This is a genomic window from Streptomyces sp. P3 (assembly GCF_003032475.1).
Lineage (GTDB): Bacteria > Actinomycetota > Actinomycetes > Streptomycetales > Streptomycetaceae > Streptomyces.
On sequence record NZ_CP028369.1, the window covers coordinates 1,999,313 to 2,024,006 of the forward strand.

Consider the following 24,694-nt stretch of genomic DNA (forward strand, 5'->3'; position numbering starts at 1 on the left):
TCTGACGCTGCGTGGACAAGACGGAGGGCAGTCGATGTCGCCGGAACATCGAGGAACGCTCAGCCGGCACCGGCGCGGAGCGGACCTCGACGATTCAGGCGCCTCGATTCACCTCGACAGGTCCGCCGGATTCCCGGCCATGAACGAGGAACGGAAGCACCGCTTTAGGAGCGCGGTTGGGCGATCATGGCTATTACCTGCGGATTCTCTGCCTTGCGCGACTGCTGGGCGGGTGCGCCTTGCGTACCCTGATTCCCCGCTGTTCCCGGCTCGTTCTGGCATGAGAGTGGCACGGCCCGGAGACCGTGCCACGAATCCTCGATGCGGTATTTCGCTGTACTGCTCAGCGCCTACGGTTCGAGCCCTCCCCCGGTTCGGCGCCGGTACTTCCACGCGCGAAGCTCAAGCCAGGCGACCCAGCCTACGGACAATGTGATCGCAGTTGCGATCGCCTGCCTCCAAGTCTCCGGGACCCACTTGTGTGCCGCGACCGCCATGAGGCCGAACCATGCGCTCATCAGGAGGTACTCCCGAAGACGGGTCCGCAGGCGGGCGTCTGGCCGTGCCAGGTGCACCATGAAGATCCCCCTCTCTAAAACCGGAGGGTACAACGCGGCCAGAGGCGCGGTTGGCCAATCACGTAGCCAGTTTGGAAGATCGCGTACGCGGATGCGCGCTGACCTGGCGAGACGCTGACCTGCGCGCTTCTGGGACGTTCACCGTCGTTCCCCGGTGTTTCCCGCCGGTCGCCGCTGGGTCGGGCACGCAAGGGGCACGTCTTGGTCAACTTCCATGCCACGCAGTCGCTGTGGTTGCCTTTCCGCCACCGGACTTGGTGGCCGCACTGCTGTTCAGGGCGTGTACGTGTCAGACACAATCGTACGCATGTCGACATCGGACTCACCGTTCCCACTCCGGGCCGCGCAGCCTGCCTCCGCTGACCGTGTCTTCCGATCGCCCGCCGGCATTGCCACAGGAGCAGTGCTCCTTGTCGTCGTCCTGGGGCTCGGCCTCAGCGCGGTCGTCAGCACCGAGGGTGGTATGCCCTGGAAAGCCCTGGCGGGGATGCTGCTGGTGATTCCGCTGCTGATCGCCTTGACTCTGCGGCCCGCGATCTTCGCCAACGACCACCGGCTGCGTATCCGCAACCCCTTCCGCACCGTTACGCTGCCCTGGGGCGCCGTCTCCGGTTTGCGGGCTGGTCACTCCAATGAGGTCTTCGACCAGATCGGCACCAAATACCAGTTGTGGGCCATCCCGGTCTCTGCGCGCGGCCTGAAGCGAGCCAGCCGCGAGCGGGTCAGGCTGGCCGAGTCCTCGCTGAATCCGGGTGGCCCCATCCTGGACCGCCGCGGGCTCTTCGATGCGGGACCGCCCGACCGGCCGAGCGCCGAGGCAGAACGTCTGCGGCCGAGGTCCGACAGAACCATGGAGAGCCTGCGTGCGCTCCATGAGGCAGGTGCCATGACCAAGGAGGGCCAGGGTCAACCGGAGGTTCGCTGGGCGTACGAGATCCTCGGCCCGGCGGCGGCGGGCCTGATGCTGCTGGTGGTCCTGCTCGCTGTGACCTGACCCGAGATTCTCGGCGACTGTCATGAGCCTCAAGCGATTGCACCGTCCTCAACCCACCACTCACCCCAGCTCCCATCCCGTCTGCCGTCGACCCACACACCGTGGAGCGGGCGCGGTTCCTGGCGTCCAGGTGGAGCGCGCCACTGTACGAACGACCTGGAGGCCCTGGGCCGCGACTGCTCGGCTCTGCCTGGGTCGATGGCAGGCGGGATGGGAGCCTCCAGCGCACGCTCTCCACGGGCCGGCACCCGCTGACGGTGCCCCCGCCATCTCGGAGCCTGAGCACCGGAGGCACTGCTGTGACGTGCTGCCGCCCTGTGGTGATCACCCCATGACCCCCGGACCTACCCGCTGTGGGCGCGCGTCGGCGCAGCGCGGGCGGAGCGGGCCGAAGGCAGGAGCGTCGCCCGCGGCGGAGCGGAGCGCAGCCGGGGCTTGAACCCGTGAAGAGGGTTGTAACTCAGTTGGCCAGGCAGAACACGTGCGCTTCACGGTTGCTGGCCCGCAGAGTGTCATGTTGGCCGCGCCGTTGCAGATTTGACGGTAGCTCTGACGGCAACGACGGCACACGGAGGCGCGTGCTCGCCGCCCCTGGGCGAGCGGCTCACAACGTACTGCCCGATCCTACGGATCAGAAGGTTGCCGGTTCGAATCCTGCCGAGTGCACACAGGTCGAAGGCCCCGTCAGTTCAACTGACGTGGCCTTCGACATCAACTGGTGACATCAACGCCCAGCGTGCTGCCTCTTTGGATCTTCGCCTCCAGGGTCCCGGACGAGCGATACAGTGCGCGCCGTGGACATACCCGATTGGTTCGCCTGGATCTTTCTCGGCCTGGTCGTCTTACAGGTCCTCGGTCTCGTGCCCATCCTCCACGGACTGCGCGGACTCGACTCCGCGGTGCGCTTCAAGGCGCGTCTCGACCTGCTGGATGCAGTCGGTGGCCTGCTGCTCTTTGGTGGCTCGTTTCTGAGTTTCGTGGTGGCGGGCCCCTGGGTGTGGATCGCGGTCCCCGGTTGGGTGCTCATGTCCGTTGGCTACGCCATAAAGGGCGTCCACCGGCTGCGCGCCCGTCGGCCCGCTGCCTGATCCGGGCGACAGCCTTGCACTCGTGACCGCCGCCCAGGACCGGGCCCGCTCAGCCATCGACACCACCCCGCGCGTCCTGTCGATGCTCGCCGGGTGCACGTGGTCCGACCGGTGGCGGCCTGGTCGACGCGGACGTATCCGAGGGTCAGGTCACCAGGGCACAACCCCTTTGTCGTCGAACAGTTGGCCGGTAGGGCCGTCGTCCGGCAGGGTCGCCAGCCTGATGGCGATCGCCGAGCCCTGCTCGGGGGTCTGGGTTCCGCTGAATCCGTTGAGGTCGGTGGCCACGTAACCGGGGCAGGCGTTGTTGATCAGGATGCCGGTGCCGCTCAGCTCCTTGGCGTACTGGATGGTGACGGCGTTGAGGTAGGTCTTCGTCGGCGCGTAGCCCCCGCTGATCCCCCCGAGGTCGACGCCGGGCGTGGTCTGCAGTGCCAGGGAGCCGACGTGGCTGGACTGGTTGACGATCCGTGGGTGCTCCGAGCGGCGAAGCAACGGCAGCATCGCGTTGGTGACCCTGATGACGCCGACGACGTTGGTCTCCAGCAGCAGCCGCACGGTCTCGAGGTCGACGGTCGTGGGTTTCTCCGGCCAGCCGCCGGCGACACCCGCATTGTTGACCAGTACGTCGAGCCGTCCTGCCCGCTCCTCGATCAGTTGGACCGCGGCGGTGACACTCTCGCCGTCGGTCACGTCCAGGGGTACGCCGAACGCGTCGGCGCCGGCCGCGCGCAACTTCGCCACGGCGTCCTCCCGGCGTTGCGCGTCCCGTGCGCCGACACCGACACTCCAACCCCGCGCACCCAGCCCGGCCGCGATCTCGTACCCGATTCCCTTGTTCGCACCGGTGACCAGCGCGATCGTCTTCTCGCTCATGAGAGCGAGCATGCTCGTGCTGCGGCCGGGGACCAACACCGTCTCGGTAGTGCAGCGATACCGGGCCGGTATTGATCTGCCGCCTGCCACCCGCCATCTGCGGTCTGCCGTCTGCCGTCATTAGCCTGGACTCATGGAACTACGAGAGCTGCGGTACTTCGTCGCCGTCGCCGAGGAGTTGCACTTCGGCAAGGCTGCCCAGCGTCTCGGGATGGCCCAGCCGCCCCTGTCCCGCGCGATCACCCAGCTCGAACGGCGGCTCGGAACCGCACTACTGGAACGCACCAGCCGCAAGGTCACGCTCACCGCGGCCGGAGGTGTGCTGCTGGCCGAAGGACGCACGATCCTCAGCGCGGTCACCGCAGCTGAGCGGCGTACCCGGCGGGCCTCGACAGCGCACCCCAGCCTTGTCCTCGCCGTGAAGTCCGGCACCGCTGGCGAACTGCTCACGAAACTGCTCGACGCGTACGCCGCGGAACCCGGCGCAGCCACCGTCGAGCTACTGCTCTGCGAGGCACACCAGCACCAACTGCTGCTGCAGGACGGGCAAGCCGACGTGGCTCTGCTGCACCTGCCCTTCGACTCAACAGCCGGGCTGGACACCGAAACCCTGTACACCGAGGGACAGGTCGCGATCCTGCCTGCCTCACACCCGCTCGCCAGCCGCTCCCAGATCCGGATGGCCGACGTCACCACGCTGCCAGAGCTCCCGATGGCGCGCTGGCCCGGTCCCAGCGGCAGCTACCCAGAGGGACCGGGCGCAGAAGTACGGAACCTGACACAACTCTTCCAGCTGGTCGCGCTCGGCCGTACCACCGTGGTCATTCCCGAGTCGGCCGGCGCCGACCTGCACCGGGGCCTCGCCGCCGTACCGGTCCTGGACGCTCCGCCCGTGACAACTGTGATCGCCTGGCCGCCGCACAGCCGCCTTCGTACGGTTGCTGACCTGATCCGCGTTGCAACACGTCTTTGAACTCGGATGAAAGGGGCGGCCCTCCAACCGCAGTCCCCGATCAAGCAACTGGCACCTCGAACGCCTCCCCTGTCCGCCGGCACAACACCGGCGCCGAGTCGACCACCCGCTTCGCACCCGAGTCCCCACCCGGCAGTGGACCGGATCTTCCCGGGCGGCAGGACCCGCCACCGGGGCCGGACCGTCATGTCCGTTCGCCAACGAGGACTCCGGGTTTCGGGGTTGAAGTTGCCGTTGCGGCAGCTTCTACCGTCGTGACCAGGGCCGGAGAGACCGGCCCGGCGACACACGTGCGGGAGTGGTGATGGACCGGCCGATCGCGGAGGTGGCCCGGCTGTCGGGCGTGACCGCCCGGACACTGCGCCACTACGACGAGACCGGCCTGTTGCCACCGGCCCGGATCGGCACCAACGGTCACCGGTACTACGGGGAACGCCAGCTCCTGCGGCTCCAGCAGATCCTCGTACTGCGGGCGCTGGGTGTCGGGCTGCCGGAGATCGGCCGGATTCTGTCCCAGCAGGTCGACGAGGTGGACGCCCTGCGAAGCCACCACCGGCGCCTCCTCGCGGAGCGGGACCGGATCGACGTCCTGGCCGGCACCGTCTCCCGCACGATCGCCGAACTGGAGCAGTCCAGGAAGGACGACCGTCCCATGACCATCAACCGTCCGGAGAACCTCTTCGAGGGCGTGACGCCCGCCCACTACGAGCACAACATGCGCGACTACCCCGAACTCGCCCACGAGGTCGGACAGCGCGCCACCACGATGAGCCAGGCCGGCGCCGACGCCGCGCACCGTGAGCGCACGGCGCAGATGATCCGGCTGGCCGAACTCCTGGCCGCGGGCCAACCGGCCGACGCCGCCCCCGTCCAGGCCGAGATCGATGCCCAGTACCGGGCCCTGGCCGAACTGCGCGCTGTCTCCGCCGAGGACTACCGGGCCCTCGCACGTTCCATCGTCGACAACGAGACCTGGCGCGCCGCATACGAGGCCATCACGCCCGGGCTCGCTGAATACCAGCGCGACGCCATGGTGGCCAACAGCGCCACCCGGCTGGACTGAACCACAACGCATCCTCGGTGCTTTGCTGCTCTGCACCCCCGTGATCAACGCCGTGCAGGTCTTCCCTGGTCGTCGGCTTGCCAAGCCTTCGGCGAGCAAGCGTTCTGCTCCACGGCTTCGGGTCGAGTCGGCCGCCATGGCCATGGCCCTGCTCGGTGCTTCCCTGACGACATGCGGTGTGCCGATGGGTGGCCAGTGGCCCGCGGTGGGAAACCCTCGTGATCCAGCTGGGCCGGAGCGCGGACGACGCGCCCGGCGGGAGGTTCGCAGAAGCGGCAGCCCGCCTCCCGGGTGAGCCGGTGGGCGGGCTGTGTCGGGGTGGGAGCAGTGGCAACGGCGAGAGCCCCGGCCGGGGCCAATTCAAGGGCCGGGGGCTCTCGCCGCTCAGCGAGTTCGGCGAGGTCGGCGAGGTCAGCGAGGTCAGCTGAGCTTGGTCACGTCGAGTTCGCCCAGCCTGTGCGCTTCGCGGATCTTCTTCTTGTCGAACTTGCCCACGCTCGTCTTCGGGACGGCCTCGATGATCGTCCAGCGCTCGGGGAGCTGCCACTTGGCGATGCCGCCCTCTGCGGCGAGGAAGGCGCGCAGGGACGTGAAGTCGGCGGTGGAGCCCTCCCTGAGGACGACCGTGGCCAGCGGGCGCTCGCCCCACTTCTCGTCCGGGACGGCCACTACGGCGGCCTCGGTGACGTCCGGGTGGGACATCAGCGCGTTCTCCAGGTCCACCGACGAGATCCACTCGCCGCCGGACTTGATGACGTCCTTCGCTCGGTCGGTGAGGGTGAGGAAGCCGTCGGGGGAGATCGTGCCGACGTCACCCGTCTTGAGCCAGCCGTCCTCGCTGAACTTGTCGGCGGGGCGCAGGGGTTCGGAGTCGGGGCCGTTGTAGTAGGCGCCCGCGATCCAGGCGCCGCGCACCTCAAGCTCGCCGGCCGACTCGCCGTCCCAGGGCAGGCGTTCGCCGCCGGGGCCGGTGAGGCGGGCCTCGACGCCGGCCGGGAAGCGGCCCTGGGTGAGGCGGTAGGCGAACTCCTCGTCTGTGCCGACCGCGTGGGCCGGCGGACGGGCGATGGTGCCGAGCGGGGAGGTCTCCGTCATGCCCCAGGCGTGACAGACCCGCATGCCCAGCCCGTCGAAGGCGGTCATGAGGGACGGCGGGCAGGCCGAGCCGCCGATGGTGACCTGCGTGAGGCTGGAGACGTCCCGCGGCTTGGCGGTGAGCTCGGCCAGCAGGCCCTGCCAGATGGTGGGGACGGCGGCCGCGTGCGTGGGCTTCTCGCTCTCGATCATCTCGGCGAGCGGCGCGGGCTGCAGGAACCGGTCCGGCATCAGCATGTTCACGCCGGTCATGAAGGTGGCGTGCGGCAGTCCCCAGGCGTTGACGTGGAACTGCGGGACGACGACGAGCGAGGTGTCCTGGTCGGTCAGGCCCATCGACTGGGCCATGTTGACCTGCATGGAGTGCAGGTAGATCGACCGGTGGCTGTAGACGACGCCCTTGGGGTCGCCCGTGGTGCCCGAGGTGTAGCACATGGAGGCGGCCTGGCGTTCGTCCAGCTCGGGCCAGTCGTAGACGGCCGGCTTGCCCGCGACGAGGTCCTCGTACTCGTGCACGCGCGCGTGGGCGCCGTCGAGGAGGGAGCGGTCGCCGGGTCCGGAGACGACGACGTGCTCGACCGTCCTGAGGTGCGGGAGCAGCGGGGCGAGCAGCGGCAGCAGCGACCCGTTGGCTATGACCACCCTGTCGGCCGCGTGGTTGACGATCCACACCAGCTGCTCGGGAGGCAGGCGCAGGTTGAGGGTGTGCAGCACGGCGCCCATCGCGGGGATCGCGAAGTAGGCCTCGACGTGCTCGGCGTTGTTCCACATGAGCGTGGCGACCCGGTCGTCGCCCGACACCCCGAGGTCGTCGCGCAGGGCGTGCGCCAGCTGTGCGGCGCGGTCGCCGATCTCGGCGAAGGAACGGCGGTGCGGTTCCCCCTCGCCCGTCCAGGTGGTCACCTGTGCCGAGCCGTGAATCGTGGCCCCGTGCGTCAGGATCCTCGAGATCAGCAGCGGTACGTCCTGCATGGTGCTCAGCACGGCGTCCTCCCAGGGCGGCGACATTGCCTACGCGGTGGTAACGGTTGTGCTGATTCTGCGCACATACCGCTCGGTATGTCACTAGGAGGCGGTGATCGATCAGATCACGTTAAAGCCCCGGTCAAAACACTATGTCGGCCCGCTATCGCACAAGCCCCAGTTCAGGGTCCTCGCGCAGCTTGCCGAGCGCCCGCGACACGGCCGACTTCACGGTGCCCACCGAGACGCCGAGCACCTCGGCCGTCTGAGCCTCACTGAGGTCCTCGTAGTACCTGAGGACCACCATCGCGCGCTGCCGCGCGGGCAGCTTCGTGATCGCCTGCCACATCGCGTCGTGCAGCGCCTGCTGCTCGGCCGGGTCGTTCCCGCCGGTCACCGGCTCCGGCTCCGGCAGCTCGTCGCACATGAACTCGTCGACCTTGCGTTTGCGCCACTGCGACGTGCGCGTGTTCACCAGGGCACGACGGACATAGCCGTCGAGCGCCCGTTGGTCCTCGATCCGCTCCCACGCGACGTACGTCTTGGCGAGGGCGGTCTGCAGCAGATCCTCCGCGTCGTTCGGGTTCGCCGTCAGCGACCTGGCGGTGCGCAGCAGCACCGGCTGACGGGCCCTGACGTACGACGCGAAGGACGGGTATGGTGCGGGCCGCGTCCTGCCGTTCGACGCGCTGGTGCAGACGAGTGTGGTCATGGCTCCCACGCTAGGTTCGCCTGCCGGGCGTGCGGATCGGCCGCAGGTCCCTAAGACGCGTCCCCCTCAGGTTGTAGGGGTGGCGCCTGCTCCACCCCTACAGGTGGACGAGCCCTCGCCGCCCGTCGGGGATGACCCTGGGCGCCCGGGCGTCGTCCCCGCCCTCCCAGCCGCGCGTCCCCGGGCCCTTGACCTCCCGGCCGTACGCCCGGGCCATGCGTGGGCCTCCCTGCCGTACGCCCGGGCCGCCCCCGGACCGCGCGTGGGGCGTGCGCTCCCGGGCCGTCCTCGGGATGTCAGGCTCTCGGGGCCTCAGGCTCCCGGGGTCTCGGGGTCTCGGGGTCTCGGGCTCCCGGGGTCCCGGGGTCTCAGCCGTCCGAGACCAGCACCAGGCCCGAGGTCGGCACGCCGGTGCCCGCCGTCACCAGCGCCCGTGCGGCCCCCGGCACCTGGTTCACGGACGTGCCCCGCAGCTGCCGTACGGCCTCGGCGATGCCGTTCATCCCGTGCAGGTAGGCCTCGCCGAGCTGGCCGCCGTGGGTGTTCAGCGGCAGCCGGTCCTCCGCCACGAAGCCCGCGGCCTCGCCCGGCGCGCAGAAGCCGAACTCCTCCAGCTGCATCAGTACGAACGGGGTGAAGTGGTCGTACAGAATTCCGACGTCGACGTCGGCCGGCGCCAGCCCGGAGGTCCGCCACAGCTGACGGGCGACCACGGACATCTCCGGCAGGCCCGTCAGGTCGTCGCGGTAGAAACTGGTCATCTGCTCCTGGGCCCGGCCCGCCCCCTGCGCCGCGGCGGCGATCACGGCGGGCGGGTAAGGCAGGTCGCGGGCCCGCTCCACCGAGGTGACGACCAGGGCCTGACCGCCGTCGGTCTCCTGGCAGCAGTCCAGCAGCCGCAGGGGTTCGGCGATCCAGCGGGAGGCCGCGTGGTCGGCGAGGGTGATCGGCCGACCGTGGAAGTAGGCGGCCGGATTGCGCGCCGCGTGCCGACGGGCCGTGACGGCCACCGGACCGAAGGCCTCCTGCCCGGTCAGCCCGTAGGCGTACAGGTACCGCTGGGCCGCCATCGCCACCCAGGACGCGGGGGTGAGCAGCCCGAACGGCAGCGACCAGCCGAGCGCCGCTCCTTCCGCCGACGGCTCGCGGTGCCGCACCCCCGAGCCGAAGCGGCGTCCCGAGCGCTCGTTGAAGGCGCGGTAGCAGACGACGACGTCGGCCACGCCCGCCGCCACCGCCAGCGCCGCCTGCTGCACGGTCGCGCAGGCCGCCCCGCCGCCGTAGTGGACCCGCGAGAAGAAGGACAGCTCGCCCATCCCGCAGGCCTGCGCCACGGTGATCTCCGGGCTGGTGTCCATCGTGAACGTCACCATGCCGTCCACGTCGGCCGGCACGAGCCCCGCGTCGTCCAGTGCGGCCCGTACCGCCTCCGTCGCCAGCCGCAGTTCGCTGCGCCCCGAGTCCTTGGAGAACTCCGTCGCCCCGATCCCGACGACGGCTGCCCGCCCCCCGAGCCGGTCGCGCTCCCGCACGCTCATCTGATCCCCGCCCCCGACTCCGAACCCGACTCCGAACCCGACCCTGGGACGGTGAGTGTGATCGTGCCGGTGACGTGGCGGCCGACGCCGTTGTCCCCGGTGACCCGCACCACTGCGGTGTCCCCGTCGACCTCCTCGACCCGGCCCCGCAACACCATCGTGTCGCCCGGGTGGTTGGGCGCCCCCAGCCGGATGGCCACCCTGTGCAGCACGGTCGTCGGGCCGAACCAGTCGGTGAGGTAGCGGCCGACCAGGCCGTTGGTGGTGAGGATGTTCATGAAGATGTCGGGCGACCCTTTCCGCCGGGCGAGTTCGGGGTCGTGGTGGACGTCCTGGTAGTCGCGCGAGGCGAGGGCGCCGGCCACGATCAGGGTGCGGGTGACCTCGATCTCCAGCGGCGGCAGCACGTCACCGGCCTTCATACGGCTCCCTCCCGCGCGCGGAACACGGGCAGCGTCAACTCGTCGTCGTAGGTGCGGAACTCCAGCTCCACGGGCATGCCGACCCGCACCTTGTCGTAGGGGACGTCCACCACGTCACTGATGACCCGGACACCCTCGGCGAGCTCGATCAGGCCCACCGCGTAGGGCGGGGAGAACGCCGGGAAGGGCGGGTGGTGCATCACGACGTACGAGAAGACCGTCCCCGCACCGCCGGCCTCGACGACGTCCCACTCGGGCGCGCCGCACGCGTTGCAGCCGGGCAGCCACGGGAAGCGGAGGGTGTCGCAGACGGCGCAGCGCTGGATGAGGAAGCGGCGATCGCGGACGCCCTCCCAGAAACCGGCGTTGTCGCGGTTCACGACGGGGCGGGGGCGACGCTCGGGGGGTCGCGGATTCCGCGTGGCCGGGGCGTATTTGAGGATGCGGAAGCGGTGGGTGCCGACGAGCGTCCCGGCCACGCGGACGTCCGTCCGCGTCGTGACGAAGTGCCCGGCGCCCAGCTTGGTGGTCTTGCGCGGCGACACCGACTCGATCACCGTGTCGAAGGCGACCTCGTCGCCCGGCCGCAGGGGACGCAGGTACTCCTGCTCGCAGTCGGTGGCCACGACCGCGGTGCAGCCCGCGTCGTCGAGCAGGGTGAGCAGCTCGTCGTAGGCCTGCGCGCGCCCCTGGTGACCGCTCAGGCCACCCATGATCCATGCCTGCAGCATGGCGGGCGGGGCGATCGCGCCGGGGCCGGTGTACGCCGGGTTGCGGTCGCCCATCGCCTCGCACCAGTGCCGGATCATGGGCGCGTTGACGGGATCCCGGCCGGTGCCGGCGACCGCGGCGGGGCGGCCCTCGTAGGCCTTGAGCCGCCGGTGGAGATCGTCGTCGTCCACGACCGCACTCCTTCCAGGACCGGGACGGGCGATGCGTGCGGACTGCCGGTGACAGAACGGTTTCTGACTGTCCGTCAGATACGAACCGCTGTCAAGCCTCCGACAGGGCCGGCCGGCGCGGCACACCCCGGCACGCACCCCTTCCCTATTTCGAACGCGTGTACGACAATGAAGGCATGGCCACTAGCGACCGGTTCCCCCGGCAGGCCACCACGCTGGCCCTCGCCCACGCCCTGTCGGCCGCCGAACGCGGCCTGGCCGTCATCCCCCTGTCCAGGACCAAGCTCCCGGCCCTGCGCTCCCCCCACCGCGACGAACACCTCGACGAACACCGACATGGCCACCGAGACGTGCGCGTGGACGATCCCGCCGCCCCGCCCTGCCACGGCGAATGCGGCCGCCCCGGCCACGGCGTGTACGACGCCACCACCGACCCCGCCCGCATCCGCGCACTCTTCGCCGCCGCGCCCTGGGCCACCGGGTACGGCATCGCCTGCGGGCTGCCGCCGCACCATCTCGTCGGCATCGACCTGGACACCAAGTCGGGCACGGACTCCTCGGCGGCCCTGCGCGAACTGGCCATGCGGCACCTCTTCACGATCCCGCCGACGGTCGTCGTCCTCACTCCGTCCGGTGGACGGCACCTCTGGCTCACCGGCCCGCCGGACGTCGTCGTCCCCAACTCGGCCGGCCGGCTCGCCCCCGGCATCGACATCCGCGGTGCCGGCGGCTACCTGGTCGGCCCCGGATCCCGCACCGCACACGGTGTCTACGCCGCCGACCCCGGCAGTGCCCACCTCCCGCCGGCACCCTGCCCGCCCTCCCTGCTGCGCCTGCTGGTCCCACCGCCGCGCTCCGCCCGCCAGGGCAGGCGGCCGCCGGCGGGCGGCGCGCACGGCCGGGGCCTGATCCAGTTCGTCCTGGCCGCCCACGAGGGGCAGCGCAACACCCGGCTGTTCTGGGCGGCCTGCCGGGCCCACGAGAACGGCATCGGCGCGGAACTGACCGAGGACCTGATCACCGCGGCCGTCCACACCGGGCTGACGGCCCGGGAGGCCCGGGGGACGATCGCGTCCGCGGCCCGGATGACGGCGCACCGCCCGGCCCCGTGAACCCTCCGGCGCGCCGGCCCGCATCGACCTGTACCTCCGACTGAATGAGCCGATGCTCGGCTTCGCCGCGCGGCAGTCGCTCCTGAGTCGTCCGGCTGGCCTCTCCGGTGAGGACGACGAGAGTGGACAGGCCCGCTGGTACAGCGCCGCCGTGGTGTCGGCCCCCATGCTCCGTGACTGCCGAGACCGGCAGTCACGGAGCGTGAGGGGTCTTACATGCCCGCCTCGCCGGAAGCTCAGGGGCCGTCATCACTCGCCCCCTTGCAGCTGCCGCCGGAAGCCGTTCCGCCGACCGCGCTGTAATCTCGACGCCCCGGATCACCCGCATCGAAAAGCGAGTCTGCCGTGTCCGTACGTGAGACCTTCACCGACCTGTTCAAGCGCACGACGAAGACTGCCGAGGGCGCGTCATTCGCAGTGGAACAGCTCTGCCAGTGCTCGCCGGCATGGCCTGGTCTGGAGACGACAGCGAACGGCTACATGCTCCCCGCCAAGGTGTCCAGCCACTACAGCGTTCTCACCAACCCCGAAGCAGGACCGTTTGTCGCACGCTGCACCGGCTGTCACGCCCGGTACCCCCGCCCGTGGGTGATCCCGCCGGACGCCCCCATGCCGTTCGACTGGGCCCAGGAGTGACAAGCGACGCGCGCCCCGGATCCTGGCCCACAGATGGCCCATAGACGGCCCATACGCACTGGTCAGAGCTGGGATACCGGCGAATCAGGATGAGACAGGGTGAACGCGGAGGGGGTGCCGCTCCGGAGAGTGGCACCCCTTCCGCCCTGCAAGTCTCTGACCTGCGCTGCGGTGGGTGTGGGATTTGAACCCACGGTGACATCGCTGCCACGACGGTTTTCAAGACCGTTCCCTTAGGCCGCTCGGGCAACCCACCTGCGCCCCGGCCCACCTGGGGCGGAGCGGGTACAGACTACCGGGCGCGGGCTGCTCGCGGGGCCCGTGGTCCACACGGGGTCCACTGGCTCTGTTTCGGTCACCAGCGCCCTCCCGCGATCAGCGGCTGCCAGGCCTCACGCCAGTCCGCGGAAAGCACCGTCCGCGAGCACATCAAGGAGTTCGGCACTGCCGAGGACGGCCGGCTCTTTCGCGCGCCCCAGGGCGGCCACCTCCTGTCCAAGGAGTACGGAGAGGCGTGGAAGATCGCCCGGCTCGCGGTACTGACGCAGTCCGAGGCAGCCTCGCCGCTGGCTGACGTCCCATACTCCATGCGCCACGCGGGCGTCTCGCTCTGGCTTGAGTCCGGCGTCTCTCCGGCCGAGGTCGCACGCCGGGCGGGCCACAGCATCGCAGTCCTGTTCCGCTTCTACGCCAAGGCAACTCACCGCAACCAACAGCGCTCGAACGACCAGATCGAACGGGCTTTGAAGGCTGCTGAACGAGAATAGAGAGAGCCGTCCGTTCGCCCAACAGGTGCCATCTTCACCCCCCTGACGGGGAGGGGATGGCACCTTCTTGCGATCGCCTACGCCCTGTGTTCCGCACGATCTGGAGCCCTTGGAGCAAGGGCCTGGCGGCCCGGCTGACACTCCGCCAGCACCCCGCACAGGTGATCGGCAACCCTCGATGCCCCCGGCGTCCGGAGGGGAGTAACAACCCCGGTTCAGTGAAGTCGAGTTGGTCATGTCACGGGACCGTTACGGCGTCGTCTTGGATCAAGGAGCGAGGCATCCGCTCGGCCCCTGGGCCCCTCATAATGATCAAGCACGTGCCGAGGGACGCCCGCACCTCAGCCCCAACCAGTAGATCACGCAGGGGAACTGACACATGATCCGCAACTGCCGCAAGGCCTTCCTTGTCTCCGTCGCGCTCCTGGGCGGCACCCTGCTGATGACGGCGTGCAACCAGAGCGACGCCGACAGCTCCTCCGGCAAGGCCGACGCGTCTGTGGCGGCGAGCAAGTCTGGTGCGACAGGCGTCAGCGGTGCCTCCGCGTCCCCCTCCGGTTCCGGGAACACGTCCGGCGGCAGCACGTCTGGTTCCGGGAAGACGTCCGGTGGCAGCACGTCCGGCGGCAAGACGTCCGGTTCCGGGAACACGTCCGGCGGCAGCACGTCTGGTTCCGGGAGCACATCCGATTCCGGCGAGACCGTCGTGGAAGGCCTCAACAAGGGCAAGGGCGTCAGCGGCACCTGGTACGGCATCGTGCGGTACGTGGCACCCGGCAAGTACCTGGTCGACGGTCCTGCAGCCAAGGGCTCCGGCGGTGAGCAGCAGGCGTTCTTCCTCGCCGAGGACACCGTGATCCTGGGCGGGGGCCAGATCTGCGGCACCGCCGGCTCGAAGGTGGACGCCCCCTGCGAGGAGGCCGACCTGGAGAAGGCCGCCAAGAAGGGCGTGGAGGCCGAGGTCGTGGTCAAGAACGGCACAGCCACTCAGATCACCGACGGTGCGCTCCTCTGATCCGATAGCTCGCAACGAGCAGAGGCGGTCTGCCGGAAGCCACACTTCCGGCAGACCGCCTCACTCATTGCCGTGTCTTGGCACTTCCGGCCTCACACGGTTCTGGGCAACGGTCCATGCTCCAGACCGCAAGGGGTGCTGACCAGTGGGTACAAGGTTCGCTTGTGCCGGACTCCGGTCCACGTCTGGTCCACAGCACTGAGTCACACCGTGACAGAGGTTGATCAAAGTGAGACAGCTCGCCCGCAGAAGGGGCGCCCCTCATCGAGAAGCACCCCTTCTGACCAGCACGTCTATGACCTGCGGAGTGGTCGACACCCGGGCCCATCGGAACGCTGTCACGCTCTCGCGTTTTTCAAGACCGTTCCCTTAGGCCGCTCGGCAACCCACCTGCGCCCCTGCCCACCTGGGGCGGAGCGGGTACAGCGTACCGGCACCGAGTGTTGCGCGGGGGCCGTGGTCCACGCGGAGTCCGCTGTCCCCTTCCTCCGCTCGAAGCCCTGCAACCTTCCGCTCCGTAGGGTCGGGCGCCGCGCCATGAGAAGTGCCTGCGGCCACGCACTCCAGTCGCCGAGGTCAGCGATCACGCGCGCGTGCGTCGGGGATGGCGTCAGCTCCGACCGGATGCCCGGCCACACCGACGGTTGGGACGCAGTGTGTGACGACTCGGGAGAGGATCTGCGCGAGAGCGCCCGTCCATGCGGTGGCGAGAGTGAGAACCGCCGCAAAGGTAATGGCCTGGCGCTTCAGCCAACCACCGCGCGAGCATCGCTGGCACGCTCGCCGCCATCACGCCGAAGCCGGTCAAGGACAAGCGTGGTGCTCCCGCTCCGAAAGTCCTCCGCATCGCGGCTACGAGGCGTCACCCCACCTGCTGAGGAGAGGTGACGCCTCCGCCTTTCACCCAGGTGCTCCGGCTCGGCTGCCACTCGAAACCGGCAAACCGGGAACCTGCGCATCCGTCTCTCCATCCCCATAGTCAACGTGTCCCGAAAGCCGCACCGATCCGACCAACGGGCGGCCGGGATTCATCACAGGGGGAAGGACCCGACTCTTGCGCAACAAGCTCGGCCGTACGATCACCGGCGCAGCAGTGCTCGCCCTCACCGCCGCCGGCGCAGTCACCGGAACGGCGCACGCCTCCACAGACGTCCCCGACGCCACCGGAGCCATAACAGAAACAGCGGACGCCTCCATAAGCGCTGCCGACGACGCCTCCACAGACGTTGGCGACAACACCTCCGCAGCGGTTGCCGATTCCGTGTGGATCTCAAGAGGGTGGCCCGCCCCTTCAACCGATCCGCACCTTCCTGACGCAAACGGCAACATCCCCGCCGATCAGGGGGAGGAGCCGCAGCCGCTCATCGACGAAGGCATCTATCGCCCTGACGCCGACCCGGCGTCCACGTCGCCAGATTCGGCAGATTCGGCAGCCGCAGCCGCAGCCGCAGCCGCAGCGATCAGCGGCAACGGAACGGCCAACTGGGCGTACAACAACCTGGACACTCGGTGGGAGTACAGGACGGACTGCGCGAACTTCGTCTCGAAGGCTCTGTACCACGGGGGCGGGATGAAGATGCGCCCCGGCGGCCGCAAGGCGGACAACGCTTGGTGGCAGGGTAGGTACGGGTTCGGCAAGAGCTGGAGTTGGACGAGCGCGGACTACCTCCGGCGGCACGTGACCAAGTGGCGGAACGGCGCGATCCAACCGCACGAGTACAACGCCAAGGTGGGGGATCTCGTCTTCTTCAAGTGGAAGAAGGAGAGGATTTACAACCACGTGGCGATCGTCTCGTCCATGGTGCAGGGGCACGCGGGGATCGTGCAGCACGGCCTGAAGAATCAGACCACCCTCCACGAGGTAATCACTCGGTACAGTCACACCTCGAACCCGATCGAGAAGGTCACGATCGTCAGGCCCAAGACCCGCTAGCAACAAGGAACATGAGATGCCCAGGTTGAAGCAGAGCCATGCAGCGGCCGGATGGCTGGCAGCAGCAGTGCTGCTGACGTCTGGATGTGCTGTCCTCGACAGCAGCTCTGCCGACGCCAGAGGGCCGGGCGCGTCCTACGAGCAGGCGTACGCCGACCACGAGCCATTGCATGTGGTCGGCTACCCCTCCACCGGCTCGTTGCTGGTGATGCAAGAGCTCGTGTGGGACATCGCCGACGGCAGGACGGCTGAGCTCCGCAAGCTGGCGACGGGCGACAGCAGCGATGCGGTAGCCCAAAAGACCGCCGAGAACTGGATCAAGGGCTTCGGAGCCGGCGCCCGCGGCAAAGTGACAGGCGATTTCTATGACGACGGTTCAGAACGCCAGGTCGTGGTCCTGTACTTCCATGGCACCCACCAGGTCAAAGAGTTCACCGTTCGGCTCGACGGCGATGCGGGCAAGGAGGACTGGCGGGTTCTGATGAAGTCGACCGATTTCAAGGACGCCACCCAAGCTCCCAGCTGGGCGCCGAAGGAGCCGGGAGGAACCGGCTCCACCATGAAGAACAACAACTGATCGCGTGGGCACCCGAGGCCCCCGCAATCCGGAACGAGCCGGAGGGCGGGGGCTTTCCCCCTCCCATTTCACGACGCCCCGCGCCCTCTGGCCCGCAACAGCGCAAACCCTCTGACCAGGCGCTGACGTGCTGTTTGTCTCGCAACGCTGGTCCACGCCTGGTCCACACGCAGACACGTGGGGCGGTGGGTCGGGAGGCCCCGCGCGACGACGAGAACCGACGGCCGTGAGATCCGTCGGCCATGCCGCCCCGCGTGGGAGGAGCGGGCCCGGCTCACCGCCTGTGGCCGGGTGTCACGCGCGCGTACGCCCCTGGCGGGCCGGACGGTCAGTTGTCTCCCTTGCGGGAACCGAGGGTCAGGTCGACGGTGTGGGACTTGCCGTCCCGCTCGTAGGTGATCGTGACCTTGTCGCCGGGCTGGTGGGTCCAGATCTCGCCGATGAGGGTCGGCCCGCTGTCGATCACCATGTCGTCGAGCTTGGTGATGACGTCGCCGGGCTTCAGGCCGGCCTTGGCCGCCGGACCGCCCGACTCGACCGCGGACGCACCGCCCGCCGCCGTGGGGCTGATCTTCGCGCCGCCGGAGGAGTCCTGGAGGGAGACCGACGCCCCGATCTTCGCGTAGACGGGCTCGCCCGTCTTGATCAGCTGCTGGGCGACGTACCTGGCCTGGTTGATCGGGATGGCGAAGCCGAGGCCGATCGAGCCGGACTGCGTGGTGCCGCCCAGACCGCCGCCGCCGGTGGACTGGATCGCGGAGTTGATGCCGATGACGTTGCCCGAGGCGTCCAGCAGCGGGCCGCCGGAGTTGCCGGGGTTGATGGAGGCGTCCGTCTGCAGGGCGCTCATGTAGGAGGCCGAGCTGCCGGTGCTGTCGCTGGAGGCCACCGGGCGGTTCTTCGCGCTGATGATGCCCGTGGTGACCGTGTTGGACAGGCCGAAGGGCGCGCCGATCGCGATGGTCGAGTCGCCGACCGCCACCTTGTCGGAGTCGCCGAGAGTGAGCGGCTTCAGGTTGGAGGGGGCGTTCTTGAGCTTGATGACGGCGACGTCATAGCCCTGGGCGTGCCCCACGACCTCGGCGTTGTACTTCTTTCCGTCCGGGAAGGTGGCCGTCACCTTGCCGCCGTCGACCGCTTCGGCGACCACGTGGTTGTTGGTGACGATATGGCCCTGGGTGTCGAACACGAAGCCGGTGCCGGTACCGCCCTCGCCGCTGCTGGACTCGGCCTGGATGGTCACCGTGCTGGGCAGCGCCTTGGCGGCGACGCCGGCGACGGTGCCCGGGTCGCGCTTGACCTCGCCGCCGTTGGTGGAGGAGGAGACGGTGGTCGAGCCCGTGTCGTCGCCGTTCTTGGCGAGCGTGTAGCCGAGGCCGCCGCCCAGGCCGCCCGCGACCAGCGCGGCGACCAGGATCGCTGCGACGAGCCCGCCACGGCCCCGGCCGGACTTCGGGGCGGGCTGCTGATAGGACGCGCCCCAGACGGCCCCACCGGCGCCTTCTGCACCACCGGCCCCGCCGTCGCCGTACGCGTGCGTGCCCGCCCCGCCGTCGCCGTACGCGTGCGTGCCCGCCCCGCCGTCGCCGTACGCGTGCGTGCCCGCCCCGCCGTCGCCGTACGCGTGCGTGCCCGCATCGGCGTACGCCGGCGTGACCGGGGCCTGGCCCGGCCAGTCGCCTCCGGGGGTGGCCTGAGAGCCGTGTGGGGCGCCGGCGGGCGGTGCCGGGGCCATGGCCGTGGCCGTGTGCGACGCCGAGGGGGCCGGCGGCGGCCAGTCGCCGTCCGTCGGCACCGGGGCGCCCTGCGGCGCGGTGGGCGGCGGCCATCCGGCGTCGGGAGCACCCGCCGCGTGGGCGGGCGCTTCCGGCGCCGGTACGTGCGTCGCCGGGAGCTCCGTGGTGGGCGCGCCCGCGTCCGGCGCGGACTGCTGCGCGGAGGCCGAGGGAGAATCCACCGGCACGGGGGGTGCGGACGGGGCCGGGGGTACCTGGGTGCCCTCGTTCTTGCCCTCGTTCTCGGTGTTCACAGCTCTTCTCCTCGATCCACGGCTGTTGTCGTCGGTCGTACTCAGGTCACGCTCGTCGCGTGCTGAAGCAGTACAGGTGTTCCTGTGTACGTCTCAGCTTTTCCCACGGGCCGTCAGAGCACCATAAGCGGTGGCTGTGGGTCCTTGACCATTCTTTATAAGGGCTATTACGCACAATAAGCGCGCATCTTCGAAAGATCTCAGAGGGTTCTCAGACGACCGCGCGCCGGTGGCACGATGACGCGGTGACTCACGCACGGCAGCACCACATTCAAGTCGTCGCTCACCGAGGCGCTTCCGAGGAGGCCCCCGAGCACACCCTGGCCGCGTACAAGAAGGCGATCGAGGACGGTGCGGACGCCCTCGAGTGCGACGTACGGCTGACCGCGGACGGCCATCTCGTCTGCGTGCACGACCGTCGCGTCAACCGTACGTCCAACGGCCGCGGCGCGGTCTCCGCCCTGGAGCTCGCCGACCTCGCGGCGCTGGACTTCGGCTCCTGGAAGACGAAGGAGGCCCGCGACGCCTGGCAGGCCCGCGAGGAGGACCCGGACTGGGAGGTCCGGCCCGAGGACCGCGAGGAGACCTCCGTCCTGACCCTGGAGCGACTGCTGGAGCTCGTCTCCGACGCGGGACGCAGGGTGGAACTGGCCATCGAGACCAAGCATCCGACGCGGTGGGCCGGACAGGTGGAGGAGCGGCTGCTGGCACTGCTGAAGAAGTTCGACCTGGACGCGCCGGCCTCGGGGGCCGAGTCCCCGGTGCGGATCATGAGCTTCTCGGCCCGCTCGCTGCACCGGGTGCGCGCCGCCGCTCCCACGTTGCCGACCGTGTACCTGATGCAGTTCGTCTCGCCTCGGCTGCGCGACGGCCGGCTGCCCGCGGGCGTCGGGATCGCCGGCCCGTCCATGCGGATCGTGCGCAGCCATCCCGCCTACGTCCAGCGGCTGAAACGAGCCGGGCACCAGGTGCACGTGTGGACGGTGAACGAGCCCGGCGACGTCGATCTCTGCGTCGAACTGGGCGTCGACGCCATCATCACCAACCGCCCGCGCGCGGTGCTCGGACGACTCGGCCGCTGACCCCGGAGACCGCGGGCCCACGCCTCGTGAGCCCGCACCCTCTCAACACCTCCCCTGTGCAGCCCGCACCCTCTCAACCCCTCCCCTGTGCAGCCCGCACCCCCTCAACCCCTCCCTCTGCAGCCCGTGCCGTGCCCTCTCGAACCGCGCCTTCCTCAGGCCGCGCCTCCTCAACCCGCGTCCGCTTCGGCCGCGCCTCCGTCCGCCCGTGCCTCCTTCGGCCCGCGCCTGTTCCGCACGCGGGCGCCAGCCCCAAGCCCGAGGGGAGCCGGAGTCCGTTCGGAGAAAGTCACAGAAGTCCCACAAGCCCCATCCACACCTCTTGACCACACCGCCCACCTGAAGCATTCTCCGTTCCAGCCATACCGTCCAAATTCAGCCACGCACTGAACAGGCGCTCACAGGGAGTGCTCCGGCGCGTTCGCTGCGTGTTCGGCCGTGCCGAATGCGTCGCCGGACCTGCATTGGCCGGTTTCCGGTACAGGCCAATGGGGCATCCACTCCGTGGCGTGGGGCGAAGGAGGTCTCGGGGGTGGCGTTGGTGGTGGCACAGGAGGTGCCCGCGTCGTCGAGCATGGCCGTATCCCATGGCCCTGCGGGCGTGGGCAACGCGAGGCACCGCATGCGCGATCAGTTGCGCAGAGGCGGAGTGTCGGAATCGGTCATCGACGACGCTGTACTGATCCTTTCCGAACTCCTGAGCAATGCCTGCAAGCACGGCAGACCACTGGGCGACGATCTGGCCGGGGACGGCGACGTCCGGGCTGCGTGGCGGGTCGACCCCAGTGGCCGGCTGGTGGTCGAGGTGACCGACGGCGGCGGCCCGACCCGGCCGGCCCCGGCCACCCCGTCCGTCACCGCCCACGGCGGCCGCGGGCTCAACATCATCACGGCGCTGTCCGACGACTGGGGCGTTCGGGACGACGCCCGCGGCGAGGTGACGGTGTGGGCCGTCGTCCACGCCGACGTGTACGACCCGGACGCCGGCTGTCGGCGCGACGACTTCGCGAGCCGGGTCGCGGCACCGTCGGTGGCCGCGATCCCAGGCCTCGACTTCGCGGACGCCTTCGACGACCTGGACTAGGGCAGGACCAGGGGGACACAGAACCGGAACGCGCAGAACCGGGACCGAGGGGCCGGGGGACACGCAGAACCGGGACCGAGGGGCCGGGGGACGCGCAGTGCCGGGACGGGCAGAGCCGGGACGGAGGGGCCGGCACGTGGGGTCGGATGCCGCGCGGGGCGTCGCGCACGACTGCCGCGTTGTCCACAGGTTCCCGTGACGGAGCGTACGAACGGCTAGGCTCCCGCCGTACCAGACGAGCCGTAACCGGGAGACACCCAGATGGCCAAGAAGCGACCCCAGACGACCGCCAAGCGGCCGCAGCCCACCGACGCGGACATCCCGGTCGTCGGCGCGCGGGAGCCCTGCCCGTGCGGCAGCGGCCGCCGCTACAAGGCCTGCCACGGCCGGGCCGCCGCGCATGCGGTGACCGAGCTGGTGCAGCGCCCCTTCGAGGGCCTGCCGGGCGAGTGCGACTGGGTGGCGCTGCGCGAACTGGTGCCGGCCGCCACGGTGGAGCTGACGCTGAAGGGCGGTCTGCCCGAGGGCGTCCCGTCCGTCACGCTCGCCACCGTCCTGCCGATGGCCTGGCCCGCCCTGCGCCGCGACGACGGCTCGGTGCTGCTCGGCCTGCAGAACGACACGCCGTCGGGCGACCTCAGCCGTGACCTGGCGGACACCCTGCAGCGGGCACTGGAGTCGGACCCCGGCACTCCGGTGCAGGCACGCCGCGCCCCGGCGGACGGTTCGCGGATGCAGGATCTGCTCGACCCCGAAGGCGCGTTCGAGCCAGTTGTGCACAGTGGCTTCGAGTTCTGGGTCCCGGACCCGGAGAACGCCGCGCCGGAGGTGGCCGCCTCCCTGGAGCGCGCCAACGCTGCGGCGATCCCGACCGTGAAGCTGACCGGCGTCGACGCCGCGTACTGGTGCGAGACCCCGGACAAGAACCACCTGCGCTGGGTCATGCCGCACCCGGAGGAGCAGCTTCTGGACGCCCTTGCGCGGCTGCACGCGGCGGGCCGCTCCGGCCTCGGCGAGGGCACGCGTCTGGTGGGCTCGTTCCGGGCACACGGCGTGACGGTGCCGGTCTGGGACCTGCCGAGCGCGGTCACCGCGGACGACGTGGAGAAGCCTGCCGCCGAGTTCGCCGAGCGCCTCGCCGAGGCGCTGGCCTCGGACGCGCCGCTCACCGCCGACGAGCGTCGCGCGCGTGGTGGCCTGACCAACCGACAGGTGACGCTCAGCTGACGCAGAGGTCCGGGAGACGGCCGCGCCGACCGGCCGGTCGGCGGCCCGGACGCCGGCGGCCGGCGTGAGCCCGCTCACAACTGCCCCCAGAACAAGGGGAGTCGACGCCTCGAGCGCCGATTCGACGATGTCCGGAAAGCCGACGAAAACAAGAGATCGAATTTGCGTAGCGGCGATCTCTTGTTACCGTTCGAGTAGCCCGGTTGCTGGTGCATCCCCCGTCGCCAGCAACCGGGTTCTTCTGTTTCCGGCCTCACTCACGCGCCTACACCGCACGTCAACTGCCCGTGTCCGAGGGGAAGTTACTGCCGGAGCGCAGCAGCAGCGGGCCGTCGGCGATCGCTTCGGCGAACTCCGTGACCGCCGTGTACGCGGCCGACCCGCCGCGGCTCGGCTCGTGGGGCGTCTCACAGGACTCCGGCTCGTCGTCTGCGGCCACCGTGCACCTCGTCTGCACGGTGCGGCCCGCGGGGCCCATGAGGCTCAGGAAGGCGTCCAGAGCGCGCCCCGTGGCGTTGCGGTAGTAGGTGCGCGCCCAGGTGTCCTCACCCTGGGAGAGCACACAGGTCTGCGCCTCGACTCCGTCGGGGGAGGTCACCTCGGGGCCGCACCGGGCGGCGGTGGTCAGGCCTAGCCCCAGCAGCGGCGACCCGGAGGGCTCGCCGGGAGGCGCCTTGGGGTCCGCACCGCCGGCACCGCGCCCGGCAGCACCTGCGGTCCCGGCGATCGCCCGCCGCTCGACCCCATCAGCCCCTTCGACCCCATCAGCCCCTTCGGCCGCACGCGGCTCGCCCGCTACGGCGACAGCGCCCGTGCGCCGGGCCGCCGAGCCGTCGGCCCACTCGGCGCCGTCGGCCCATTCGCCGGCCGCGTCTGAGGAGCGCCGGCCGGCCGTGTGCACGTCGGCCCGGTCGGACGCGCGTCCGTCCTCGTCGGCCGGCCCCGCGGACGCCATGGCCAGGGGCAGGGCGATCGCACAGGTCACGACGCCCCCGAGGGCGAGCAGACGAAGGTTCATGTAGCGGAAGATAGAGGGCGGACGCGGGCGTCCCGACCGGCGCGCACCCGACACCCCTACAACTCGGGGGCGTTCACACCCGTACGAGTGAGGGCGTCCACCACGGCGTCCACCACGGCCTCGACGTCGGGCACCCAGGGCGAGGCCGAGCCGGGCAGGGGAGCCCGCTCCCACCGGATGTCCCCGCCCCCCGTCACCGACGGGGGCAGGGCGAGGTACCCGCCCTCGCCGTGGAAGCGCAGGGAGCCCGGCACGAAGTCCTTGGCGTAGAGCAGCTCACCCAGCTGCTCCATCGAGTAGGGCCTGACGAGGACGGACCAGCGCGTGGGCGAGGCGACGACCGGCCCGAGGCGCATGCCCTGCTCGTCGAGCGCCACGAGCGCCCGCGACGCCGCGAGGGCGGGGAGGCTGACCGCGCAGGGGGCCGTGCCCCCGGTGGCCAGGATGATCGGTGCGGCCGGCCGGTTGCCCCACCACCAGCGGACCATGCGCGCGTCGCAGGTGGCGGCGAGAAGGCCGGGGTCGAAGGGGTGAGCACCGGGGACCGTGCACTCCGGGTCGGGGCAGGTGCAGCGGGAGGTGCTCCGCTGGTCGGCCGCCGCTCCCGGGAGGACGGGCCACTGCCAGTCCGTCGCGAACGTCAGTGCCGAGTCGATCAACTCGTGTCCCGCGTCGCCTGACTGGGACAGGAGCCTGCGTCGCTTTCCGAGGATCTCGCGCATGAGCGCTCGTTCCTTTCCGTTGCACCGCTGGCAACACCGTGGGCCACATCACACCATGTGTCGATCACTTCACTGTGCGTACCTTTTGGCGCATCACACCCCTGTACCGGACAAGGGGAACCCCTCAGGGTCGAGCGGTGGCTGCTCGCGCGGCCACTCGATCCGACTCGCGTCCATCTGATGCCGGGCGTGGCGTGGGGTGGCGAAGTCTGGCGTTTAACGTCGCACGTATTTCTCTCCGCCTCCGCCACGGGAGGATGGGGCACGGTCGTCGATGACTATGACGCC

22 protein-coding genes and 1 tRNA gene are annotated in these 24,694 nt (G+C 70.1%); 12 read left to right on the forward strand and 11 right to left on the reverse strand.

From position 1 onward, the window contains the following. Positions 1-981: 981 nt before the first annotated feature. Positions 982-1,572 (forward strand): PH domain-containing protein, encoded by a 591-nt coding sequence (locus C6376_RS08910; protein WP_254075886.1) that lies wholly within the window; start codon positions 982-984, stop codon positions 1,570-1,572. 794 nt (positions 1,573-2,366) lie between these two features. Then, on the forward strand, positions 2,367-2,660 hold the full coding sequence (locus tag C6376_RS08915) for a hypothetical protein (RefSeq protein ID WP_107448857.1): 294 nt from the start codon (positions 2,367-2,369) through the stop codon (positions 2,658-2,660). 150 nt (positions 2,661-2,810) lie between these two features. Here the strand turns inward: C6376_RS08915 and C6376_RS08920 are convergent, their stop codons facing one another. Beyond that, positions 2,811-3,548 (reverse strand): SDR family oxidoreductase, encoded by a 738-nt coding sequence (locus C6376_RS08920; RefSeq protein ID WP_107442924.1) that lies wholly within the window; start codon positions 3,546-3,548, stop codon positions 2,811-2,813. A gap of 121 nt (positions 3,549-3,669) precedes the next feature. On the opposite strand from C6376_RS08920, the gene C6376_RS08925 reads away from it, so the two are divergent. Together C6376_RS08925 and C6376_RS08930 are read left to right on the forward strand one after the other, a co-directional pair. Further along, the gene (locus C6376_RS08925; RefSeq protein WP_107442925.1) at positions 3,670-4,509 is read left to right on the forward strand and encodes a LysR family transcriptional regulator; all 840 of its coding nucleotides are present in this window, start codon (positions 3,670-3,672) and stop codon (positions 4,507-4,509) included. A gap of 304 nt (positions 4,510-4,813) precedes the next feature. Continuing rightward, a complete protein-coding gene (locus C6376_RS08930) occupies positions 4,814-5,572 on the forward strand; it encodes a MerR family transcriptional regulator (protein ID WP_107442926.1) in 759 nt (252 codons plus the stop codon). A gap of 420 nt (positions 5,573-5,992) precedes the next feature. Here the strand turns inward: C6376_RS08930 and C6376_RS08940 are convergent, their stop codons facing one another. From C6376_RS08940 to C6376_RS08960, 5 genes are all read right to left on the reverse strand, one after another. Beyond that, positions 5,993-7,675, reverse strand: a complete 1,683-nt coding sequence (locus tag C6376_RS08940; protein ID WP_107442928.1) for a long-chain fatty acid--CoA ligase — start codon at positions 7,673-7,675, stop codon at positions 5,993-5,995. A 118-nt stretch (positions 7,676-7,793) separates the two neighbouring features. Then, positions 7,794-8,342 (reverse strand): SigE family RNA polymerase sigma factor, encoded by a 549-nt coding sequence (locus C6376_RS08945; RefSeq protein WP_107442929.1) that lies wholly within the window; start codon positions 8,340-8,342, stop codon positions 7,794-7,796. Between the two features lie 368 nt (positions 8,343-8,710). Then, positions 8,711-9,880, reverse strand: a complete 1,170-nt coding sequence (locus C6376_RS08950) for a lipid-transfer protein (RefSeq protein ID WP_107442930.1) — start codon at positions 9,878-9,880, stop codon at positions 8,711-8,713. Next, positions 9,877-10,302 (reverse strand): MaoC/PaaZ C-terminal domain-containing protein, encoded by a 426-nt coding sequence (locus tag C6376_RS08955; protein WP_107442931.1) that lies wholly within the window; start codon positions 10,300-10,302, stop codon positions 9,877-9,879. Before C6376_RS08955 ends, C6376_RS08950 begins: the two co-directional genes overlap by 4 nt. Beyond that, entirely contained in the window at positions 10,299-11,204 is a 906-nt protein-coding gene (locus C6376_RS08960) for a bifunctional MaoC family dehydratase N-terminal/OB-fold nucleic acid binding domain-containing protein (protein WP_107442932.1), read from the reverse strand. The genes C6376_RS08955 and C6376_RS08960 overlap by 4 nt, the downstream gene beginning before the upstream one ends. A 176-nt stretch (positions 11,205-11,380) precedes the next feature. Between C6376_RS08960 and C6376_RS08965 the strand changes: the two genes are divergently transcribed. Continuing rightward, positions 11,381-12,316 carry a bifunctional DNA primase/polymerase gene (locus C6376_RS08965; RefSeq protein ID WP_107442933.1) on the forward strand — a complete coding sequence of 312 codons (936 nt, stop codon included), beginning with the start codon at positions 11,381-11,383 and terminating at the stop codon, positions 12,314-12,316. A 345-nt stretch (positions 12,317-12,661) separates the two neighbouring features. Then, entirely contained in the window at positions 12,662-12,952 is a 291-nt protein-coding gene (locus tag C6376_RS08970; RefSeq protein ID WP_107442934.1) for a hypothetical protein, read from the forward strand. Between the two features lie 169 nt (positions 12,953-13,121). Here C6376_RS08970 and C6376_RS08975 read toward each other — a convergent pair. Both C6376_RS08975 and C6376_RS43770 read right to left on the reverse strand, forming a co-directional pair. After that, positions 13,122-13,208: transfer RNA gene (locus tag C6376_RS08975), tRNA-Ser, on the reverse strand. 136 nt (positions 13,209-13,344) lie between these two features. Next, positions 13,345-13,548, reverse strand: coding sequence for a hypothetical protein (locus C6376_RS43770; protein WP_159083188.1), 204 nt, complete (start codon positions 13,546-13,548; stop codon positions 13,345-13,347). A gap of 550 nt (positions 13,549-14,098) precedes the next feature. On the opposite strand from C6376_RS43770, the gene C6376_RS08985 reads away from it, so the two are divergent. The 3 genes from C6376_RS08985 (at position 14,099) to C6376_RS08995 (ending at position 17,244) form a co-directional block, all read left to right on the forward strand. Beyond that, the gene (locus C6376_RS08985) at positions 14,099-14,734 is read left to right on the forward strand and encodes a hypothetical protein (protein WP_107442935.1); all 636 of its coding nucleotides are present in this window, start codon (positions 14,099-14,101) and stop codon (positions 14,732-14,734) included. 1,054 nt (positions 14,735-15,788) lie between these two features. Beyond that, positions 15,789-16,667 carry an amidase domain-containing protein gene (locus C6376_RS08990; RefSeq protein WP_107442936.1) on the forward strand — a complete coding sequence of 293 codons (879 nt, stop codon included), beginning with the start codon at positions 15,789-15,791 and terminating at the stop codon, positions 16,665-16,667. Between the two features lie 16 nt (positions 16,668-16,683). After that, positions 16,684-17,244 carry a hypothetical protein gene (locus tag C6376_RS08995; protein WP_159083189.1) on the forward strand — a complete coding sequence of 187 codons (561 nt, stop codon included), beginning with the start codon at positions 16,684-16,686 and terminating at the stop codon, positions 17,242-17,244. 328 nt (positions 17,245-17,572) lie between these two features. Here the strand turns inward: C6376_RS08995 and C6376_RS09000 are convergent, their stop codons facing one another. Next, complete coding sequence (locus C6376_RS09000; RefSeq protein WP_107442938.1) at positions 17,573-19,273, reverse strand: S1C family serine protease; 1,701 nt, start codon at positions 19,271-19,273, stop codon at positions 17,573-17,575. A gap of 245 nt (positions 19,274-19,518) precedes the next feature. Between C6376_RS09000 and C6376_RS09005 the strand changes: the two genes are divergently transcribed. From C6376_RS09005 to C6376_RS09015, 3 genes are all read left to right on the forward strand, one after another. Then, on the forward strand, positions 19,519-20,355 hold the full coding sequence (locus tag C6376_RS09005) for a glycerophosphodiester phosphodiesterase (protein ID WP_107442939.1): 837 nt from the start codon (positions 19,519-19,521) through the stop codon (positions 20,353-20,355). Between the two features lie 445 nt (positions 20,356-20,800). Next, entirely contained in the window at positions 20,801-21,439 is a 639-nt protein-coding gene (locus C6376_RS09010) for an ATP-binding protein (RefSeq protein ID WP_107442940.1), read from the forward strand. Between the two features lie 261 nt (positions 21,440-21,700). Further along, positions 21,701-22,666, forward strand: coding sequence for a DUF5926 family protein (locus C6376_RS09015; RefSeq protein ID WP_107442941.1), 966 nt, complete (start codon positions 21,701-21,703; stop codon positions 22,664-22,666). A gap of 277 nt (positions 22,667-22,943) precedes the next feature. On the opposite strand, the gene C6376_RS46355 is transcribed toward C6376_RS09015, so the two are convergent. Both C6376_RS46355 and C6376_RS09025 read right to left on the reverse strand, forming a co-directional pair. Next, positions 22,944-23,684 (reverse strand): hypothetical protein, encoded by a 741-nt coding sequence (locus C6376_RS46355; protein ID WP_107442942.1) that lies wholly within the window; start codon positions 23,682-23,684, stop codon positions 22,944-22,946. 56 nt (positions 23,685-23,740) lie between these two features. Beyond that, on the reverse strand, positions 23,741-24,406 hold the full coding sequence (locus C6376_RS09025; protein WP_107442943.1) for a bifunctional DNA primase/polymerase: 666 nt from the start codon (positions 24,404-24,406) through the stop codon (positions 23,741-23,743). Positions 24,407-24,694: the final 288 nt, after the last annotated feature.